Source organism: Erythrobacter aureus (assembly GCF_003355455.1).
GTDB lineage: Bacteria > Pseudomonadota > Alphaproteobacteria > Sphingomonadales > Sphingomonadaceae > Qipengyuania > Qipengyuania aurea.
Window position 1 is genome coordinate 1318265 of record NZ_CP031357.1, and the last position, 19076, is coordinate 1337340.

20 protein-coding genes are annotated in these 19076 nt (G+C 64.2%); 9 read left to right on the forward strand and 11 right to left on the reverse strand.

What is annotated here, in order from left to right:
• Window positions 1–163: 163 nt before the first annotated feature.
• Window positions 164–1039 carry a hypothetical protein gene (locus DVR09_RS06395; protein WP_115416208.1) on the reverse strand — a complete coding sequence of 292 codons (876 nt, stop codon included), beginning with the start codon at window positions 1037–1039 and terminating at the stop codon, window positions 164–166.
• Entirely contained in the window at window positions 1036–2352 is a 1317-nt protein-coding gene (locus tag DVR09_RS06400) for a replication-associated recombination protein A (protein WP_115416209.1), read from the reverse strand. The genes DVR09_RS06395 and DVR09_RS06400 overlap by 4 nt, the downstream gene beginning before the upstream one ends.
• A gap of 106 nt (window positions 2353–2458) precedes the next feature.
• Between DVR09_RS06400 and DVR09_RS06405 the strand changes: the two genes are divergently transcribed.
• On the forward strand, window positions 2459–3085 hold the full coding sequence (locus tag DVR09_RS06405; RefSeq protein WP_234041571.1) for a PadR family transcriptional regulator: 627 nt from the start codon (window positions 2459–2461) through the stop codon (window positions 3083–3085).
• Between the two features lie 74 nt (window positions 3086–3159).
• Window positions 3160–3612: a hypothetical protein gene (locus DVR09_RS06410; RefSeq protein ID WP_115416210.1), complete on the forward strand. Its 453-nt coding sequence runs from the start codon at window positions 3160–3162 to the stop codon at window positions 3610–3612.
• 4 nt (window positions 3613–3616) lie between these two features.
• Here the strand turns inward: DVR09_RS06410 and DVR09_RS06415 are convergent, their stop codons facing one another.
• A complete protein-coding gene (locus tag DVR09_RS06415; protein WP_115416211.1) occupies window positions 3617–4789 on the reverse strand; it encodes a glycosyltransferase family 4 protein in 1173 nt (390 codons plus the stop codon).
• Window positions 4790–4961: 172 nt separating this feature from the next.
• On the opposite strand from DVR09_RS06415, the gene DVR09_RS06420 reads away from it, so the two are divergent.
• From DVR09_RS06420 to DVR09_RS06430, 3 genes are all read left to right on the forward strand, one after another.
• The gene (locus tag DVR09_RS06420) at window positions 4962–6119 is read left to right on the forward strand and encodes a phosphoserine transaminase (protein WP_115416212.1); all 1158 of its coding nucleotides are present in this window, start codon (window positions 4962–4964) and stop codon (window positions 6117–6119) included.
• A 97-nt stretch (window positions 6120–6216) separates the two neighbouring features.
• On the forward strand, window positions 6217–7800 hold the full coding sequence (gene serA / locus DVR09_RS06425; protein ID WP_115416213.1) for a phosphoglycerate dehydrogenase: 1584 nt from the start codon (window positions 6217–6219) through the stop codon (window positions 7798–7800).
• Window positions 7801–7903: 103 nt separating this feature from the next.
• A complete protein-coding gene (locus DVR09_RS06430; protein ID WP_115416214.1) occupies window positions 7904–9016 on the forward strand; it encodes an ATP phosphoribosyltransferase regulatory subunit in 1113 nt (370 codons plus the stop codon).
• On the opposite strand, the gene DVR09_RS06435 is transcribed toward DVR09_RS06430, so the two are convergent.
• The 4 genes from DVR09_RS06435 to DVR09_RS06450 are packed head-to-tail and all read right to left on the reverse strand — an operon-like array spanning window position 9013 to window position 11987.
• Window positions 9013–9618 (reverse strand): glutathione S-transferase, encoded by a 606-nt coding sequence (locus tag DVR09_RS06435; protein WP_115417824.1) that lies wholly within the window; start codon window positions 9616–9618, stop codon window positions 9013–9015. The two genes, DVR09_RS06430 and DVR09_RS06435, sit on opposite strands and share 4 nt — an antisense overlap.
• Entirely contained in the window at window positions 9611–10573 is a 963-nt protein-coding gene (gene trhO / locus DVR09_RS06440; RefSeq protein WP_234041572.1) for an oxygen-dependent tRNA uridine(34) hydroxylase TrhO, read from the reverse strand. The genes DVR09_RS06435 and trhO overlap by 8 nt, the downstream gene beginning before the upstream one ends.
• Window positions 10574–10619: 46 nt before the next feature.
• The gene (locus DVR09_RS06445) at window positions 10620–11438 is read right to left on the reverse strand and encodes an aldo/keto reductase (RefSeq protein WP_115416216.1); all 819 of its coding nucleotides are present in this window, start codon (window positions 11436–11438) and stop codon (window positions 10620–10622) included.
• 51 nt (window positions 11439–11489) lie between these two features.
• Entirely contained in the window at window positions 11490–11987 is a 498-nt protein-coding gene (locus DVR09_RS06450) for an RrF2 family transcriptional regulator (protein WP_115416217.1), read from the reverse strand.
• Window positions 11988–12055: 68 nt separating this feature from the next.
• Here DVR09_RS06450 and DVR09_RS06455 point away from each other — a divergent pair, with 68 nt between their 5' ends.
• From DVR09_RS06455 to DVR09_RS06465, 3 genes are all read left to right on the forward strand, one after another.
• Window positions 12056–12982, forward strand: coding sequence for a hypothetical protein (locus DVR09_RS06455; RefSeq protein WP_115416218.1), 927 nt, complete (start codon window positions 12056–12058; stop codon window positions 12980–12982).
• Between the two features lie 170 nt (window positions 12983–13152).
• Entirely contained in the window at window positions 13153–14442 is a 1290-nt protein-coding gene (locus DVR09_RS06460) for an adenylosuccinate synthase (protein WP_115416219.1), read from the forward strand.
• A 29-nt stretch (window positions 14443–14471) separates the two neighbouring features.
• Window positions 14472–14984, forward strand: coding sequence for a L,D-transpeptidase family protein (locus DVR09_RS06465; RefSeq protein ID WP_115417825.1), 513 nt, complete (start codon window positions 14472–14474; stop codon window positions 14982–14984).
• On the opposite strand, the gene DVR09_RS06470 is transcribed toward DVR09_RS06465, so the two are convergent.
• Together DVR09_RS06470 and DVR09_RS06475 are read right to left on the reverse strand one after the other, a co-directional pair.
• A complete protein-coding gene (locus DVR09_RS06470) occupies window positions 14981–15355 on the reverse strand; it encodes a DUF6768 family protein (protein WP_115416220.1) in 375 nt (124 codons plus the stop codon). The two genes, DVR09_RS06465 and DVR09_RS06470, sit on opposite strands and share 4 nt — an antisense overlap.
• Window positions 15352–15918 carry an RNA polymerase sigma factor gene (locus tag DVR09_RS06475; protein WP_115416221.1) on the reverse strand — a complete coding sequence of 189 codons (567 nt, stop codon included), beginning with the start codon at window positions 15916–15918 and terminating at the stop codon, window positions 15352–15354. The genes DVR09_RS06470 and DVR09_RS06475 overlap by 4 nt, the downstream gene beginning before the upstream one ends.
• Window positions 15919–16040: 122 nt before the next feature.
• Here DVR09_RS06475 and DVR09_RS06480 point away from each other — a divergent pair, with 122 nt between their 5' ends.
• Window positions 16041–17012, forward strand: coding sequence for a helix-turn-helix domain-containing protein (locus tag DVR09_RS06480; protein ID WP_115417826.1), 972 nt, complete (start codon window positions 16041–16043; stop codon window positions 17010–17012).
• On the opposite strand, the gene DVR09_RS06485 is transcribed toward DVR09_RS06480, so the two are convergent.
• Both DVR09_RS06485 and lysA read right to left on the reverse strand, forming a co-directional pair.
• Entirely contained in the window at window positions 16970–17776 is an 807-nt protein-coding gene (locus DVR09_RS06485) for a precorrin-2 dehydrogenase/sirohydrochlorin ferrochelatase family protein (RefSeq protein ID WP_115416222.1), read from the reverse strand. The genes DVR09_RS06480 and DVR09_RS06485 overlap by 43 nt on opposite strands.
• A 12-nt stretch (window positions 17777–17788) precedes the next feature.
• Window positions 17789–19051: a diaminopimelate decarboxylase gene (gene lysA, locus DVR09_RS06490; RefSeq protein WP_115416223.1), complete on the reverse strand. Its 1263-nt coding sequence runs from the start codon at window positions 19049–19051 to the stop codon at window positions 17789–17791.
• Window positions 19052–19076: the final 25 nt, after the last annotated feature.

A 19076-nucleotide genomic window follows, 5' to 3' on the forward strand; every position in this document is an offset into this window, starting at 1 on the left:
TTCTTCCCGTCATGCCTTTCGCGTCAGTCGCCCGGATTGGGCGGTTCCCGGCCTCGACCGCCGACATTTGAGGGTTGCCCGCTCGACCAGCGCTTCCGTGCTTAATGCGCCGCAGCGCATCCGCCGCCGGGCAGGTCGACGTCGGCGTCGCGATCGTCGCCCTCTAGAGGGCTCCGAAGGTCCAGCCTTCGGTGCGGGCAATAGCGGACGTCAGCCCAGCGGGCTGCCACCGGCGCGGATCGGGAGCAGTCTTGCGCAGCCAGGCGGCCGTCAGCAGGGCATCGGAAGAATGATCGTCGATCGGCCCGTTACCACGAACAGATGGGCAGCCGAGGGCGCTCAGCGCTCCGTTCAGCGCCTCATGCGTGCGCATCTTTGCCCTCGATGCGCTGCGCCCCGCTTCCAGTGCCGCGAGGCTGGTGTAGATTTCGACCACGGCAGAACCCTTTCCGGGCAATCGGTCGACCGGCCAGACGGGCAGACGGCTGCGTAGCCGATGAAGCATGCGCATGCCGGTGAGGCTGGATTTTCCGACCTGCGCCGCGCCGACGAGGTTGAAGTTGGAGTAGGGCTTGCAACCCATTGCCGCTTGCGCTGTCTCGGTCACGCGGAAGCGGCCGCGCCCATGGTCCGCACCGTCACAGCCGAAGTGGGACCCGGTGATGCCGCCATTGCGGAAGTACCGAGCAAATTCTGGGTGGTCGACGAACTCTTGCGCGCCCAGATTGGGATCGTTTGCGCAGATATCGTCGATCAGCGCCCACAGCGCGGGTGCATCGCGCAGAAGCCCGCCGCAGTGGGGAAAATAAGCGCCGCAATCTGCGAAGGGCAGCGCAATGCCGAGATCGAGCCCGACCAGCGTATCGTTGGGCAGGTCCTCGCGCAGCAGCGCCAGCACATCCTCGCGCGACCATCCGCGGCCCGGATCGACCAGCACCGGCGGCCCGCCACCGGCATCGGCCACCGCCAGGGCGATGCCCTTCTGCACCGGCCCCTTCGCGCCCGACCAGTCGATGGCGAGGAATTGGCTGAACCTCACTCGCGCTCGCGCCGCAGCTTGTCCCAATAGTCGAGCCGCTTTTTCACCTCGCGTTCGAACCCGCGTTCGACGGGTTCGTAATAGCGCTGTGGCTCCATCTCCTCGGGCCAGTAATCGTCGCCCGAAAAGCCGCCTTCGGCATCGTGGTCGTAGCTGTAGCCCGAACCGTATCCGATATCCTTCATCAGCTTGGTCGGCGCGTTGAGGATGTTCTGCGGCGGCATCAGGCTGCCGGTTTCGCGCGCGGATTTGAAAGAGGCCTTCTGCGCTTTGTAAACCGCATTCGATTTGGGTGCAGTGGCGAGATAGGTACAGGCCTGCACCAGCGCGAGTTCGCCTTCTGGGCTGCCGAGGAATTCGTAGGCGTCCTTGGCTGCCATGCATTGGACCAGCGCCTGTGGGTCGGCCATGCCGATATCTTCCACCGCCATGCGTACGAGGCGGCGGGCCAGGAAGCGTGGCTCCTCGCCGGCAGTGAGCATTCGGGCGAGGTAGTAGAGGCTGGCCTGAACGTCGCTGCCGCGCACCGCTTTGTGGAGCGCGGAGATGAGATTGTAATGGCCCTCACGGTCCTTGTCGTAAACCGCCACACGCCGTTGCAGGAATTTGCCCAGGCCCGCCGGGTCGAGCGGCTCCTCGATCTGTGCATTGTAGAGCGTTTCGGCCTGGTTGAGCAGGAAACGCCCATCGCCATCGGCACTCGCCACGAGTGCATCGCGCGCCTCCGGCGTAAGGGGCAGGGGGCCTTCGAGCTTCTCTGCCCGATCGAGTAGCTGGCCCAGCGCATCATGGTCGAGCCGCTGGAGGATCAGCACCTGCGCGCGGCTGAGCAGCGCGGCGTTCAATGCGAAGCTGGGGTTCTCCGTCGTCGCGCCGACCAGCGTCACCGTTCCACGCTCCACGAAAGGCAGGAAGCCGTCCTGCTGCGCGCGGTTGAAGCGGTGGATCTCGTCCACGAACAACAGCGTACGCTGGCCCGCCTCGGCAGCCTTGTCGGCGGCGGCGAAGGCCTTCTTGAGGTCGGCGACGCCGCTGAATACCGCGCTGACGCTTTCGAAGCGCATGCCCACGCTGTCGGCCAGCAGGCGCGCGATTGTGGTCTTCCCGGTGCCCGGCGGCCCCCACAGGATCATGCTGGAGAGGCGGCCTGCCGCCACCATCCGCCCGATCGCGCCTTCCGGCCCGGTCAAATGGCCCTGCCCGATAACTTCACCGAGATTTGCGGGGCGCAGCCGGTCGGCCAGCGGGGCATCCTCGCGCGGGGCGTCACCGGTTGGCGTCTGGGGCAGGTCATCGGGAAACAGGTCGGCCATTGGTCGGCTCACATAGGGTCTTCGCAGAGGAATTGCAGCGGACTATTGCGTCTCGAGCAGTAAGATATATCTTAGAGCTATCTAAGATACTACAAGGACTCTTGACATGCACAAGGCACACAAGTGGCGCAAAATGCGCAGGATGGGTGGCTGGCCTTTTGTGGCAGCCATGATGGCGGAGGCGGAATGCAAGGAAGGTCTCGGCGCATCCGCGAGATTCGGCGGCCCCGGCTGGACCTTCGACTTCGGGCCGCGTGGCGGCGGACGCAGACGCCGCCGGATGTTCGGGTCGGGCGAATTGCGTTTGGTGCTGCTCAAGCTCGTCGCCGACGAGCCGCGTCATGGCTACGAACTTATCAAGGCGATCGAGGAGCTAACCGAAGGCGCCTATGCCCCCAGTCCGGGCACGATCTATCCCACGCTTTCGCTTCTGGAGGATGAGGGCGCGATCGCGCAGGCTGCGGGCGACGAAACGCGCAAGGCCTATGAAGCGACCGATGCGGGACGCACCGAACTCGAAGAACGCGCGGACGAGGTCGACGCGCTGTTCGAGCGGCTGTCGGGCCATGGCGAACATCGCCGCGCCTTTGCCACACCGGAGATGTTCCGCGCGCTCGGCAATCTTGCGGGCGTACTCAAGAACCGCGCGCGCTCGGGCAAACTCGACGAGCAGACGATGCGCGAAATCGTCGATCTGGTCGACGAACTGGCGAAGAAGATCGAGCGGCTCTGAGCGGGTCCTATTGGCCACCGGCGGGCAGAAGTGCTATTTCTACCCGCCGGTTGGCCGATGGGGAGGTATCCAACATGAATACTGTCGCAAAGACGCCGTGGCACTTATGGGCAGTAGGATTCGTCACGCTGCTGTGGAACGGGTTCGGCGCCTACGACTATCTGATGTCGAAGGCCGAGAACCGCGAATATCTCGAAGGCATGATGGAGCCGACGGGCGTGACGGTCGACGCCGCCATCGCCTATATGGACGCCATGCCCCTGTGGGCGAATATTGCCTGGGGCCTGGGCGTATGGGGTGCTGTCGCCGGTTCGCTTCTCCTGCTCCTACGTAGCCGCTTCGCCGTACATGCTTTCCTCTTGTCGCTGGTGGGGCTGGTGTTCGGCATGATCCATCAATGGACGAATCCGATGCCGGGGATGACCGACCCGACGACGCCGATCATCTTCACCTTCGTGATCTTCGCAATCACCATCTTTCTAGTGTGGTACGCGCGCAGGATGGCCGCAGCGGGCGTCTTGCGCTGATCGTTTATCCGGCGGCGGCGCGCTCTTCGTGCAGTCGCAGGTAGGTTTCGACCACCGCCTGGTTGATCGCATCCCACGAATAGGCGCGGGCGGCCTTCTCGCCATTCGCGCCGTGCTGCAGCCGCAACGCATCGTCGGTGCAATAGGGGGCAAGCGCCTCGGCGCAGGCGGGTGCGAAGACATCGGGCTTGCCCGGTGGAACCAGTCGCCCGGTTTCGCCATCGGCAACCAGGCTCGCCGCACCCGTCGCGCCCGCGGCCACTACGGGCAGTCCGCAGGCCATCGCCTCGAGCGTGACGTTGCCGAACGTTTCGGTGATCGACGGGTTGAAGAAGATGTCGCCGCTGGCGAGCGCCATGCCGAGATCCTTGCCGGTTTTGAACCCGGCGAAGATACCGCCGGGCAGTGCCTTTTCGAACCATCCGCGCGCCGGGCCGTCGCCGATCACCAGAACCTTGTGCGGCACCTGACGTTTGCGCAGTTGAACGATGGTCTCGGCAAAGACGTCGAGGCCCTTTTCCATGACCAGTCGCCCGAGAAAAACGATCGCGACATCGTCATCGGCCAGGCCCTGCGCGCGCCGCCATTCGAGATCGCGCTTCGACGGGTCGAACACGGTTCGATCGACGCCGCGCGACCAGATGCTGATATCGTCATGCATCCGCTGCGCCTTCAATTCGGCGATCTGGCTTTGCGACGGTGCGACCAGCGCATCGCAGCGGCCATAGAAACGACGCAGGATCGCCTCGACTGCGGGTTCGAGAAAACCGAGGCCGTAATAGCGCGGATAGGTCTCGAAGCGCGTATGAACAGAGGCGAGAACGGGAATATCGTGCTGGCGCGCCCATTTCAGCGCCCCGTGCGCCACCGGGTCCGGCGATGCGAGATGCAGCATGTTCGGCGCGTACTTCGCCAGATCGTCGCGTACCCGATCGTCGATCCACAGCGGCAGGCGATATTCGCCCCGTCCCTTGACCGGCATGCGGACGTTGGGAACATCGACGAGATCGCCGGTTGCGGGAAAATCGGGTTCGGCGACCACCGGCGAATACACGCGCAGCGCGGCACCCTGCCTGAGCAAATAGTCGGCCAGCCGGTTCAAAGCCTGATTCGCGCCGTCCCGTGTATAATTGTAGTTTCCGCTGAACAGCGCGATACGAAGGTCGGTAACGTTCATCGCGGCCCTTTACGGAACTGGCGGGCGTTTGGCGAGGGGGAGCCGGTCGCGTGCGTGCCGCGTTTCGTCGCTGCATGACTATTTCGCATTGACTTGTTGCGGCGCAACATTAGTGCGGTCGGCGGGCCACGCGGTCCCAACGCCGCGCGAGCTCTCTGTAAGGAGAGAATACATGACTGCCGAACCGACGCTCAAGCCTGAGCGCCCTTTCTTTTCGTCCGGACCGACCGCCAAGCACAAGGGCTGGTCCGCCACCAATCTCAAAACCGAATCGCTCGGACGCTCGCATCGTAGCGCCCTTGGCAAGTCGCGGCTGAAATATGCCATCGACCTGTCGAAGGAGATGCTCGGCGTTCCGCAAGATTACCTGGTCGGCATCATGCCGGCTTCGGATACGGGCGCGCTCGAATGCGCGATGTGGAACATGCTCGGCCCGGATCGCCCGGCGACGGTCGCCGCATGGGAAAGCTTCGGCAATGTGTGGATTCAGGATGCGGTAAAGCAGCTCAAGCTGCCCAAGCTCACCACGCTCGACGCTGAATATGGCGAGATCCCCGACCTGGCGAGTATCCCGCAGGACAACGATGTTGTCTTTACCTGGAACGGGACCACCTCGGGCGCGAAGATCCCGAATACGGACTGGCTCGCCCAGGGCCGCGAAGGCGTGACGATCAACGATGCCACCAGCGCGGTGTTCGCGATGGAGATGGACTGGGCCAAGCTCGATGCCACGACCTATAGCTGGCAAAAGGTGATGGGCAGCGAAGCCCAGCACGGCATGCTGATCCTCAGCCCCAAGGCAGTTGAACGGATCGAGGAATACGATCCCGAATGGCCGCTGCCAAAGCTCTTCCGCCTCAAGAAGGGCGGCAAGATCAATAGGGGCATCTTCGAAGGCGCGACGATCAACACGCCGTCCATGCTGGCGACCGAAGATTACATCGACGCGCTCGAATGGGCGCAGGCGATGGGTGGCCGCAAGGCGATGTTCGAACGCGCGGATGCCAATGCCAAGATCGTGCTCGACTGGATCGAGGCAACCCCGTGGTTGCGCAACATGGTTTCCGACCCGGCAAAGCGGACCAATACCGGCATCTGCATGGTCTTCCAGGGCGAGTGGTACGACAACCTTCCCGATGACGAGAAGGCTGCCGTGCCCAAGAAAATCGTCAAGCTGCTCGAAGATCGCGACGTCGGTTACGACTTCAACGGCTATCGCGACGCTCCGCCGTCCTTGCGCATCTGGTGCGGCGGCACGGTCGAGCAGGAGGATTTGAAGCGCCTCCTGCCCTGGATCGAATGGGCCTACGAGCAGGTCAAGGCTGGATAATTGGCGTCGTCCCGGCGAAAGCTGGGACCGCTATCCGCTTTTTCCCGACATTACTGATGGCGATCCCAGCTTTCGCTGGGATGACGAGAGAAAAATCATGACCAAACCCAAAGTCCTCATTTCGGACAAGATGGACCCGAACGCCGCGCGCATTTTCGAAGAGCGTGGCTGCGATGTAGATGTGAAGCCCGGCATGACGCCGGACGAACTCAAGGCGGTGATCGGCGAGTATGATGGCCTCGCCATTCGCAGCGCGACCAAGGTCACGCCCGAAATTCTCGATGCCGCCGAAAATCTCAAAGTGATCGGCCGTGCCGGCATCGGTGTCGACAATGTCGATATCCCCTATGCCAGCGGCAAGGGCGTGGTGGTAATGAACACGCCGTTCGGCAATTCGATTACCACCGCCGAACATGCGATCGCGCTCATCATGGCCGTGGCTCGCCAGATTCCGGCGGCCGATGCCCGCACGCAGAAGGGCGAATGGCCCAAAAGCGACTTCATGGGCGTCGAAGTCACCGGCAAGACGCTCGGCCTGATCGGTGCCGGCAATATCGGCAGCATCGTCGCCAGCCGCGCGCAGGGTCTCAGGATGAAGGTCATCGCGTACGATCCCTTCCTGACCGAAGATCGCGCGATCGAACTGGGCATAGAGAAAGTCGATCTCGATACGCTGCTTGCCCGCGCCGATTTCATCACGTTGCACACGCCGCTGACCGATGAGACGCGCAATATCCTCAGCCGCGAGAACCTCGCCAAGACGAAGCAGGGCGTGCGTATCGTCAATTGCGCGCGAGGCGGGTTGATCGACGAAGAGGCGCTCAAGGACATGCTCGAAAACGGCCACGTAGCCGGCGCCGCGCTCGACGTGTTCGCGAACGAACCGGCCAAGGAAAGCCCGCTATTCGGTACGCCCGGCTTCATCTCGACCCCGCATCTGGGTGCCAGCACCACCGAGGCGCAGGTCAACGTTGCCCTCCAGGTGGCCGAGCAGATGGCCGATTACCTGGTCAATGGCGGCGTAACCAATGCGCTCAACATGCCCAGCCTGAGCGCCGAGGAAGCGCCCAAGCTGCGGCCCTATATGAAACTGGCCGAGAACCTGGGCAGTCTCGTCGGGCAATTGGCGCATGGCAACCTCACGAAGATATCGATCGAACGCGAAGGAGCGGCAGCCGACCTGTCCGGAAAGCCGATCGAGGGCGCAGTGCTGGCAGGCCTGATGCGCCAGTATTCGGACACGGTGAACATGGTCAACGCGCCCTATCTTGCCAAGGAACGCGGCCTCGATATCCGTTCGGTCCGGCATGAGAAGGAAGGCGCCTACAACACGCTGATCCGTGTGACCGTGGGCACCGAGCAGGGCGACCGCTCGGTGGCCGGGACGCTGTTCGGCAGTGATGCGCCGCGCCTTGTGCAGATGTTCGGCGTCGGCATCGAGGCCGAGCTGTCGGGCAATATGCTCTATATCGTCAACGAGGACGCGCCGGGCTTCATCGGCCGCATCGGTACGTTGCTTGGCGAAAACGGCATCAACATCGGCACGTTCCACCTCGGGCGTCGCCAGGCGGGCGGAGAAGCGGTGCTGCTCTTGAGCGTCGACGCGCCGATCCCGCAGGAAGTTGTCAAGCAGGCCTGCGCGCTCGAAGGCGTGAAGGTCGTGATGCCTCTGGCATTCTGACGCCCCCAGATCGTCATCCCGGGCTTGACCCGGGATCGCTCTTGGCTAGGCGCATGGAGGAAAGCGATCCCGGCTCATGGGCCGGGATGACGAATGAGGAACAATGACCACACCTGACGACCTACTGCCCGTCGGCCTCGAAGACGCTCTTCCCGATCGTGCCCGCACCATCACCACGGCCATGCGTGCCGTGCTCGATGCAATGGACGGGCATGGTTACGATCGCGTGCGGCCGCCATTGGTGGAATTCGAACGCTCTCTGGCCGGGCGGATGGATGGTGTGGCGACGCGCCGGATGGTGCGCTTCACCGATCCCGACAGTCTGCGCACACTGGCCCTGCGCAGCGACATGACCGTGCAGGTCGGTCGCATCGCCGCGACCGGCATGGCCGCAGCCCCGCGCCCGCTGCGCCTGTGCTATGCCGGCGATGTCGCTTTCCTGAGCGCGGATCAGCTCGATCCGGCACGCCAGCGGCTGCAATTGGGGGCGGAGCTGATCGGCGCCGACAGTGTCGTGGCGGCAACCGAGATCGTTTCGGTCGCTATCGATGCACTCAAGGCGGCGGGCGTTGCCACTATCTCGGTCGATTTCACGCTACCCGATCTCGTCGACACGCTTGCGGAAGATGCGATGCCGCTCGATGCCGAGCAGCGCGAGGCGGTTCGGCGAGAGCTCGACACCAAGGATGCGGGCGGGCTGCGCGAAGCGGGAGGCGAGGCGTATCTGCCGCTGCTTTACGCGACCGGCGCGTTCGACGAAGCGATTGCCAAGCTCGCCGCGCTGGATGTCGGCGGGGTATTGGCCAGCCGCATCGAGGGGCTGCGCGCGGTAGCAGAGGCCATCGGCGCCCGCGCCCGCGTAACGCTCGACCCGACCGAGCGTCACGGCTTCGAATATCAGAGCTGGTTCGGTTTTACGCTCTATGGCGAAGGCGCGCGGGGCGCGCTGGGCCGGGGCGGGACCTATACGATCAAGGGCAGCGACGAGGCCGCGACCGGCTTCTCGCTCTATATGGACCCGTTGCTCGATGCGCTGGCGCCGATGAAGACGGAGGAAGCGCAAAAGCTCTTCCTGCCGCTGGGCCACGATCGCGATGCGGCGGCGCGGCTGCGGGCGATCGGCTGGCGCACGGTTGCCGCGGTGTCCAACGGCGACGATGCTGGCGCGCTCGGCTGTTCGCACGTGCTCGACGGCAAGGAGCCGAAGGCGCTCTAGGCGGCCTTCCACTGGGGATGCTTGTGCATCACCCCGGCAAACAGCTCCGAATCGACCAGCCTTGCCAGCCATGCTTGCAGCCGGGGCAAGTCCTGTGCGTCGAACCAGGCGCGGTCGGCATTCGCGAACTGGCGGATGAACGGGAAAATGGCGATATCCGCGAAACCGCGTTTTGCGCCGCGAAGATAAGCGCTTTCATCCAGCCGCCGGTCCAGCCGCGCAAGAATTTCCATTGCGACCGCGCGGTGCTCCTCCGGCTCCACATCCTCGTACCGCGTGGCATATTTGTAGCGGTCGAGATGGTGCTTGAAAGGCCCGTCATTGGTCTCGACCAGTGCGGGGTCGTCGCGGTCCAGCCAGCCTTCGGGATCGCCCTGGCCAAGCGCCCACCGCATGACGTCCAGGCTTTCCTCCAGCACCTCGCCCTCCGTCGTCACCAGCACCGGAACGGTGCCTTTGGGCGACACTTCGAGCATCTGTGGTGGCTTGTCGCGGAGCACCACCTCGCGGTGCTCATAGCGCGCGCCGCTCACGCTCAGCGCCATCCGGGCGCGCATGGCGTAAGGACAGCGGCGGAAGCTGTAGAGCACCGCGTCAGCCATCGGTGTCCGCTTCTTCGCGCCGCCCGACATGCTCCAGCCCGCGCGCCTCGGCGAGCATTTCCTGCCGCTGCCGTTCGGCATAGCGCGCGCGCTGTTCGTCCGTCCGCTCATCCCAGCAGCGATGGCAGCTTATGCCTTCCTCATAGTGTTCGTGCCCCATATCCTCTGCACTCAGCGGGCGACGGCAGGCGCGGCAGAGTGTATGGTCGCCGAGCCTGAGGCCGTGGCCCACGCTCACGCGCTCATCGAAGACGAAGCACTCGCCATGCCACAGGCTTTCGTCTTCGGGCACATGTTCGAGGTAATTCAGAATGCCGCCCTTGAGGTGGTACACCTCCTTCACACCCTCGGCGCGGGCGAAAGCGGTCGATTTCTCGCAGCGGATGCCGCCGGTGCAGAACATGGCGATCTTGGGCGCGCCACCCTGCGCCTCGATCTCGGCGCGCTTGGCTCGGAACCACTCGGGAAATTCGCGGAAGCTCTTGGTCTCGGGATCGATCGCACCTTTGAAAGTACCGATCTGCACTTCGTAATCGTTCCGCGTATCGATCAGTATCGTTTCGGGATTGGAAATCAGCGTGTTCCAATCGTCGGGCGCGACATAGGTGCCCACACCCGCCAGCGGATCGAGATCGGGCTGACCCATGGTCACGATCTCTTTTTTCAGCCGTACCTTGGTGCGGTGGAAGGGCATGGCCGCCGCGCGCGATTCCTTGACCTCGATTTCCGCGCAGCCGGGCAGGGTCCGCACATGGTCGAGGACCGCCTCGATCCCTTCGTCGCTCCCCGCCATGGTCCCGTTGATCCCCTCGCGTGCGAGCAACAGAGTGCCGCGCACCCCTGCTTTTTCCATCGCGCCAAGCAAGTCGGGCTTGATCGCGGCAGGATCGTCGAACCGCGCGAACTGGTAGAGCGCGGCAATGCGGATGGGGAGGTTGGTCTTGTCGTCGGTCACGCGGCGCCCCCTAGCACCGCCTTGCGCGCGCCGCATCCCCCTCGCTTCACCCCTCGAACGAGGCCGGATCCGGCCCGAGCCGCCCGTCTGCATCGTCGAGTGCGTCGATCCGCGCCATCTGATTGTCCGACAATGTGAACGACAGTGCGGCGAAGTTCTGCTCGATATGGTCGCGGCTGGTCGATTTGGGGATTGGGCAGAGGCCGTGCTGGACGTGCCAGCGCAGCACCACCGCGCTGGGTGGTTGGCCGGTCTCGCCCGCGATTTCCTGGATCGCGGCTGCGTCCATGCCGCCGCCCTGTCCGAGCGGCGACCAGCTTTGCGTGACGATGCCCATGTCATCGTGCACCTTGCGCAGCTCGCGCTGCTGGAAGCTCGGGTGCAGTTCGATCTGGTTGAGTGCGGGCGTGACGCCTGTTTCATCGACGATGCGTTTCAAATCCTCTTCGCGGAAGTTCGATACGCCGATCGATTTCGCCTTGCCCTGGTCGCGCAGTTCGATCAGCGCTTTCCATGTGTCCACGAACAGGTTCTTGTCCGGGCAGGGCCAGTGGATCAACAGCATGTCGACATGATCGCGGCCGAGCCTTTCGAGGCATTTGTCGGCCGCCTTCAGCGTCCGGTCGTAGCCCTGGCTCTCGTTCCAGATCTTGGTCTGGAGGAAGATATCGGACCAGTCGCCTATCCCGTCGCCCACGCCGCGTTCGTTCCGGTAGATGGCGGCCGTATCGACCAGCCAGTACCCAACGTCGAGCGCGGTTTCGACCGCTTGAGCGGCCTGGTCGTCCTCGATTTGCCAGGTGCCGAAGCCGAGTTGCGGAATCTGGCGGCCGTCGTTGAGAGCGAGTGTGGGATAATCGGTCATTGTGTCTCCTTTGCCTTATCAATCATGCAGCGGAGACTTGTTTCCGGCAGGTCAGCCGCGCGAGCGCAGATTGTCCGCGATCCAGCCGGCCGCCTGTTCGACCTTGGCAGGTCCCAATTGCGCCGCGACGCTGCGGTTCAGCGTGACGAGGTCGATCCGCGCGAGGCTTTCGCGATAGGCGACCTCCGCCTGCGCGAAACCGGCGGCGATGTTGCAGGGCAGCTTGCAGTCCTCCGGCTTGCTGGCGCAGGGGCCGTTCTGGCGGATTTCGGTGCAGCGGAACATCGGTTCGTCACCATCGACCGCCAGCAAAATATCGAGCAAAGAGATGTCTGCGGGCGGCTGGGCCAGGCTGTAGAAGCCGCTGCGACCGCGCCCACCATTGACTATCCCCGCGCGGGCGAGGGCCTGCATCTGTTTGGCCATATAGGGTTCCGGAACGCCGTGAAACTCGGCCAGCGCGGCCAGCGACAGGCCGCGATCTGGCCACAGGGGCGCCAGCAGCGCGCAGGCATGCGCAGCCCATTCGACACCCTTGTTGATCCGCATTTGTCCAATCCCTCTTGCGCGCCATCTTATAAATGGATATTCAATGTCCAAATATAAGGAGAAGTACGATGCTGGGCAAACCTGATGGCCTCGACCGGCTGATGCAAGCGGTGATCGCACTGGTCGCGCTTTTCGCGGTGGCCAATGGCGTCTTCATGCTGGCCGACCCGCTGGTCTGGTACGGCACGCTGGAGACCGTCCAGACAACCGGGCCGGCCAATCGCCACTTCATCGGCGATATCGGCCTTGCCTATATTGTTTCGGGCGCGGTGTTGCTGTTCGCGTCGGCCAATCTTGCGCTTCGTTGGGGAGCCGCCTTGATCGGCATGAGCTGGCTTGCCGCGCATGGGGCTTTCCATGTTTACGAAGTGACCACCGGCATTTGCGGCCCGGACGTCTTCTGGCAGGATGCCCCCGGCGTGCTCGGTCCCCCGCTGCTGGTCTTGCTCGCTGTGGGAGTGCAGGTGGCCCGGCAGCGGATCTCGCCTGTTCCCCTGCCCAAGCACCTGTTTCTCTCCATCATGCGCAAGGTCGCCGGAAAGGCCGAACCCTATCTGGACGATCTCGACCGGGCAGCGGGCTTCGCGACCGAGAAATTCCAGCACGCCATGCTGCTGTCCGGTCATCGCTATCACGCGCCTGCGCCGCTGCTGCACATGGCCCGGCTGGGCTCGACCCGCGTGGAGGATTGCGGCCCCTGTGTCGAGATCGTCCGTCAGTTCGCTCTGGCCGACGGTCTCGATCCCGATCGCATCCAGAACGCGCTGATGGGCAGGCCGGATTGCGACGAGGATGCGCTGGCCTATGATTTCGGCATGGCCGTATCCTCCGGCGATGTCGCCGCTGCGGCCGAGCTGGGGGACCGGATCGAGGCGCTTTACGGCCGTAAGGTTCGCACCGAGCTGGCGCTGGGTGCGGCCAGCGGGCGGCTGTTTCCCGCGATCAAGCGCGGGCTCGGCTTTGCCTCGGCCTGCACCATTCCCCGCGCGGGCTGATCCCCTGCTTTCCTGTATGGGTGTGCCTGTGCGAGCGGCTTGACGCGGCACCTTCAGCCCCCTAACCCGCGCACCGCATTTGAAGCGGCTATCCGCTTCTCCATTCCATCCCTTGGTCGAGTCCTGTCGAAGGACCTTGTGGATCCCCGGGCAGGGGAAAAGGCGTATTCATGGCAAATGTGACCGTAATCGGTGCCCAGTGGGGCGATGAGGGCAAGGGCAAGATCGTCGACTGGCTCGCTAGCCGGGCAGACGCGGTCGTGCGTTTCCAAGGTGGCCATAATGCGGGCCACACGCTTGTCGTCGGCGACAAGACCTACAAGCTGTCCCTGCTGCCCAGCGGTATCGTGACAGGTACGCTGAGCATCGTCGGCAATGGCGTGGTGCTCGATCCCTGGCATCTCAAGGCCGAGGTCGAGAAGCTCGAGGGCCAGGGCGTCGAGATCAATCCTGACAACTTCGCCATCGCCGACAATTGCCCGCTGATCCTGCCGATCCATCGCGACCTCGACGGTCTGCGCGAAACGGCAGCCGGAAGCGGCAAGATCGGCACCACGGGCCGCGGTATCGGGCCGGCTTACGAGGACAAGGTCGGCCGCCGCGCGATCCGCGTCTGCGACCTGGCGCATCTCGATCATCTCGAACCGCAGCTCGATCGCCTGTGCGCACATCACGACGCGCTGCGGGCAGGCTTCGATCAGCCGCCGATCGACCGCGAGGAACTGCTCGCCCAGCTACGCGAGATCGCGCCCTTCGTACTGCAATTCGCCCAGCCGGTGTGGAAACGCCTGAAAAAGGTCCGCAAGGCGGGCGCCAAGATCCTGTTCGAAGGCGCGCAGGGCGTGCTGCTCGATATCGACCACGGCACCTATCCCTTCGTCACCAGCTCGAACACGGTCAGCGGCACTGCTGCAGCCGGCAGCGGTCTTGGACCCAACTCCACCGGCTTCGTGCTCGGCATCGTCAAGGCCTACACCACACGGGTCGGCAGCGGGCCTTTCCCGACCGAGCTCGACGACGAGGTCGGCGAGGGCATTGGCGAGCGCGGCCACGAATTCGGCACCGTTACCGGACGCCAGCGCAGGGTGGGCTGGTTCGATGCCGTGCTGGTGCGCCAGACCTGCGCGATCAGCGGTGTAACCGGTATCGCGCTGACCAAGATCGACGTGCTTGACGGGATGGATGAGGTGAAGATCTGCACCGGCTATCGCCTGAACGGCAAGATCATGGACTATTTCCCTAGCCATGCCGCCGACCAAGCCGCAGTCGAACCGATCTACGAGACAATGCCGGGGTGGAGCGAAAGCACCGCCGGGGCGCGCAGTTTCGCCGATCTTCCGGCCAATGCGGTGAAGTATATCCAGCGCGTGCAGGAACTGATCGAAACGCCGGTGGCGCTGGTTTCCACCAGCCCCGAGCGCGACGACACGATCCTGATGCGCGATCCGTTCATGGATTGATGGGAATTGCGCGTTATGGTGGAACCATCATGCGCAGCCTCGCCCTCTCTTCAGCGATCGCAGTTGCCGCAGCAGCGTTGCCAGCATCGCAGGCCCATGCCCAGCAGGCGCGGGCGGGAGAGCGGGCGGATTTCGTTCTCGTCGACAAGTCGGACCGTAAATTGTGGGTGTATCAGGGCGGCCGGGTGATCCGAAGCTATTCTGGCCTGCAATATGGTGACCGGCCGATGGGCCACAAACGCTTTCAGGGGGACGAGCGTACCCCGGAAGGGCGGTATACGATCACCTATGGCAACGAGCAGTCGAGCTTCTATCTCAGCCTGCATATCGACTATCCCAACGCGCGGGACAGGGCCTATGCGCGTGCCCGGGGCCGCTCTCCCGGCGGGCTGATCTTCATCCACGGCCAGCCCAATGGCCTGCCCTTCGACGAGCGGGTGCCGGGCGACTGGACCGATGGCTGCATCGCGCTCTCGAATGCCGAGATCGCCGAGCTGTGGAGCCTGGTGCCCGACGGAACCCCGATAGAGATCAGGCCCTAACCGCGCCGATCCTCCAGCATCGCCAACTGCACCTGCAGCCGTTTCACTTCGCGCAGGACCGTGAGCATGTTCATGCGGTTGAAAAACCATTCCTTGAGGAAACCCTGCGCAATCAGCGCCGCGATCGTTGCGAGGCTCCACAGCACCGTCTCGCGCACGTCAGGTGCGACGAGCGCCTGATAGAGCGTGTAGATCATTGCCGCACCGAGGGCGAAGGATACCACCGCCATGAGCTTGGCCCAGCCGCCCAGCGCGCCGCCCATGGCATCGCCGATCTGTCGGAACATGCCGCGATCCTCCTCCAGCCGGTCGAGAAATGCTCTGTCGTCCGCGTCGAGCGCGGTGCGGATCTGGTCGTCGATATCGGTCATAGGTCTTCTCCTGGTTTGTCTTCGCTCAGGGCCACTTTCAGCTTGCGGCGAGCGTGGAAGAGGCGCGTCTTGGCGGTGCCCAGCGGCACTTGCTGCACCTCGGCGATCTCGGCGAGGGTGAGCCCTTCGACGAAGAACAGTTGCGCGGCGAATCGCTGATCGCGGGGTAGCGCAGCGAAGGCCTGACGGATGGCTAATGCATCGTCCGCCGTGGCGGGCAGATCGGGCTCTTCCCCGCTCTCGGCCCTGTGCAATCTGTTCGACTGCGCCCTCCGGATATGATCCGTGCATCGTCGGCGCAGGATGCCGAAGGCCCAGGGCGCAAAGCGGGTCGGATCGCGCAAGCCCTCGACCCCGCGCAGGATCGACAGCCAAGTCTCCTGAACCACTCCCAGCGCCGCTTCGTCATCGGCCAGAAGCCGACGGGCGGTGCGCGCCAATCGTGGCTGCCAGCGTATGGCCAGCCTCTCCCCGGCGCGCCGGTCGCCCGATTGCACCAGCGTGACGAGCAGTTCGTCGTAGAGCCGTTCCGCCGACGGCGCTTTGGCGTTCCGGCCCTTCATGATCCGATAGTCGCAGCAAGACGGCTAATGGTTCAATCGGGCGAGTGATTTTCGCCTCGCTTCTTGACGTGATCTGTATTTGTTCTCATTATGTTTCTCGTTCGAACAAGGAGTGCGACTCGATGCAGGCCAATTTCAGCTACGAACCGGTAAGCGATTCTTCCGGCAGTCGGCTTTCGGTGACCGTGCTGGCGGATCGCGATCATGTTCGCGCCGAAATGCGTGAAGATGCATTGGCGGCCGGATTCCGCCTCCTCGAATGTTGCAGTCTGGAGGAGTATGCACAGGGACCGCTCGCCGCGCTGGGCGATCTGGTGTTGATCGATTGTGGGCAGGCGAGTGCCGATGCGCTGGCGCTGTTTTCCCGGCTCGACATGCGCGGCGGCAAGGCGGGCGCACAGATGGTGGTTTCGACAACAATGGCCGCGCTCGACAGCGTGTTCGCTTGCTTTTCCATGTCGTCTCCGCAGATCCTCGTCGATCCCGGAAGGGCCGAACGGGTGATCGCCATCGGCCGGGTGCTGGCGCGCATTTCCAATCTGCGATTGCGCGAAATGGGCGAGGAGGACCGGATCATGCTTTTGCGCCTGACCGAGCAGGTCGGTCGGCTTGCGGAACGGCTCGAGATGCTCTCGCCCGGCCAGCGCGAAGGGGGCGGGGCGTTCCGCTTCGAAGCGCCGACCACGGCTTGGCAGGGCGAGGGGCACGAATATGAGCCGACCCGTAAGGACGATGACCGTCCCCGCCTTCCCGATGCTGCCGTCATCCGGCGGTTGATCAAGGCCCGCCAGTTGCGCGCGCGTTATTTCGATGCCGACCACTTCGCCGATCCCGCCTGGGACATATTGCTCGATCTGGCGGCTGCACGGGCTGAGCGGCAGCAGGTCAGCGTCACCTCGCTGTGTATTGCGGCCGGGGTCCCGGCGACGACTGCGCTGCGCTGGATCGGCCAGATGGTCGATGCCGATCTCCTGGTGCGGGTTTCCGACCCGCACGATCGCCGCCGAGCCTATATTGCGTTGGCCGACAACACTGCCGATGCAATGGCGCGCTATTTCGCCGAAGTGCGTGCCGGGGAACTGGCGGTTATCTGACCCAGTCTCAGGATGACGGTCAGCCCATCTTCCGGCGGCGTGGCGGGAAGCGCCGCGCGCACCGCGTCGGCGCGCGCCCGGACCAGCACTTCTTCGGACACCTGCGGATCGTGCAATACGGTATCGGCCATGCCCAACGCGCGTGCCTGCCGCAGTGTCAGTTCCTCGGGATCGCTGCTGGTCAGCGTGAAATCCAGCACTTCGCTCCGCTTGGTCGCGTTCCTCGCGGCCAGCCATTGCTGCACTGTCCCGGCCTCGAAGTTCGCGAATGGATCGAGCGCGCCCCCTTCCTGCAAAGCGGTGTCGATCGCCCGTCGCCGCGCATTGCCATCGGGGAAGCGGGCACGGATGGCATCGCGCGCAGCTGCCAGTGCCGTCGCCAGCGGTCCTAGCGATTGGGGCAGAATCGCCTCCAGCCGCAGCCGCAGGTGCTTGGCAAGCCCTGCCGAGGCACCGCCCGTGCTCACCGCCACCAGCACCGGATCGCGGTCGAGCACACTCGGCAGAGTGAAATCGCACAAATCGGGCCTGTCGGCGACGTTCACCAGCAGCCCCGCGCGCTTGAGCCGCAGAGCGGCCGCCTCTGCAGCGCGGCTGTCCTCGAGCGCGACGAAAGCGATCCTCGCGTGATGGGCTTCGGTTTCGGGGCAGGGCAGGCCCCCGGAACGCTCCACCAGCCGGGCTTTCGCCGCAGCCATGTCGCCCGTCCCCACGACCACCACCCGCTCTCCGCGGATGCGGTGGAAGAGAGGAAGGCTATGCATGGTACCGGCGCATCAGCCGAGCCATTCCGGAACGCGCTCCGCATCCATGATCGCACTGGCCGCGATCCGGTCGGCGACCACGGCGTAGCGGTCGCCGTCGACCAGCGTTTCGGCCACGAAGCCGCGCGAATTGTACGACGAGGCCATGGTCGCGCCATAGGCTCCGGCAGTACGAAAAACCGCCAGGTCTCCAGCTACCAGGGCATCGCATTCGCGGTCCATGGCAAAGGTATCGCCCGTTTCGCAGATCGGGCCGACGATATGCGCGGTCATTTTCTCGCCCGTGGGCTCCACTGCTTCGAAATCGTGCCAGGCGCCGTACATGGCAGGCCGCGCAAGGTCGTTCATCGCCGCATCGACGACGACGAAGGGAGGACCGTTTCCGCTGCGCTTCGAGCGGATCACGCGGGTCAGCAATACGCCTGCATTGCCGGCGATCACGCGGCCGGGTTCGAACATGAGACGGACATTCCAGCCCTTGGTGACGCGCGCCACCATCGCGCCATAATCGGCGGGGGCGGGCAATTGTTCGCCCGCCTTGTAAGGCACGCCGAGCCCGCCGCCGAGATCGGCGTGCGTCACCGCGCAACCCTTGTCGCGCAATTCGGCAATCAGTGTGCCGACCTTGACGAAAGCGGTTTCTAGCGGCTCCAGCGAGGAAAGCTGACTGCCGATATGAACCGCGATACCGCGCATATCGAGGCCATCTTCACGCGCCAGCCCCGCATAGATTTCCGCCGCGCGATCCAGCGGGACACCGAATTTGTTTTCGCGTTTGCCGGTCGAAATCTTTTCATGCGTGCGCGCATCGACATCGGGATTGACCCGCAGCGCACAGGCGGCGCGCTTGCCGTGACGCCGGGCGATGGCGGCCAGTTCGTAACCCTCTTCCTCGCTCTCGATGTTGAACTGGCCAATGCCTTCATCGAGACCCTGCAGCAATTCGGCATGGGTTTTGCCGACGCCCGAAAACACGATGTCTTCCGGCTTCATTCCGGCAGCCAGTGCGCGTGTCAGCTCCCCGCCCGAGACGACATCGGCGCCGTACCCCTCGTTCGCGAGGATCTTCAGCACGGCAAGATTGGGATTGGCCTTCACCGCAAAGGCGATGTGCGGATCGTCGAGGCCGGAAAGCGCCTCGCGGAATACGCGCGCGTGCCGTTCCAGCGTCGCGCGCGAATAGACATAGACAGGGGTCCCCACTTCCTCGGCAATGCGCGGCAGGGGAACGTCTTCGGCGTACAGCACGCCGTCTCGATGCTGGAAATGATCCATGCGCGCGCCTGTGCCGAAAGCCCGC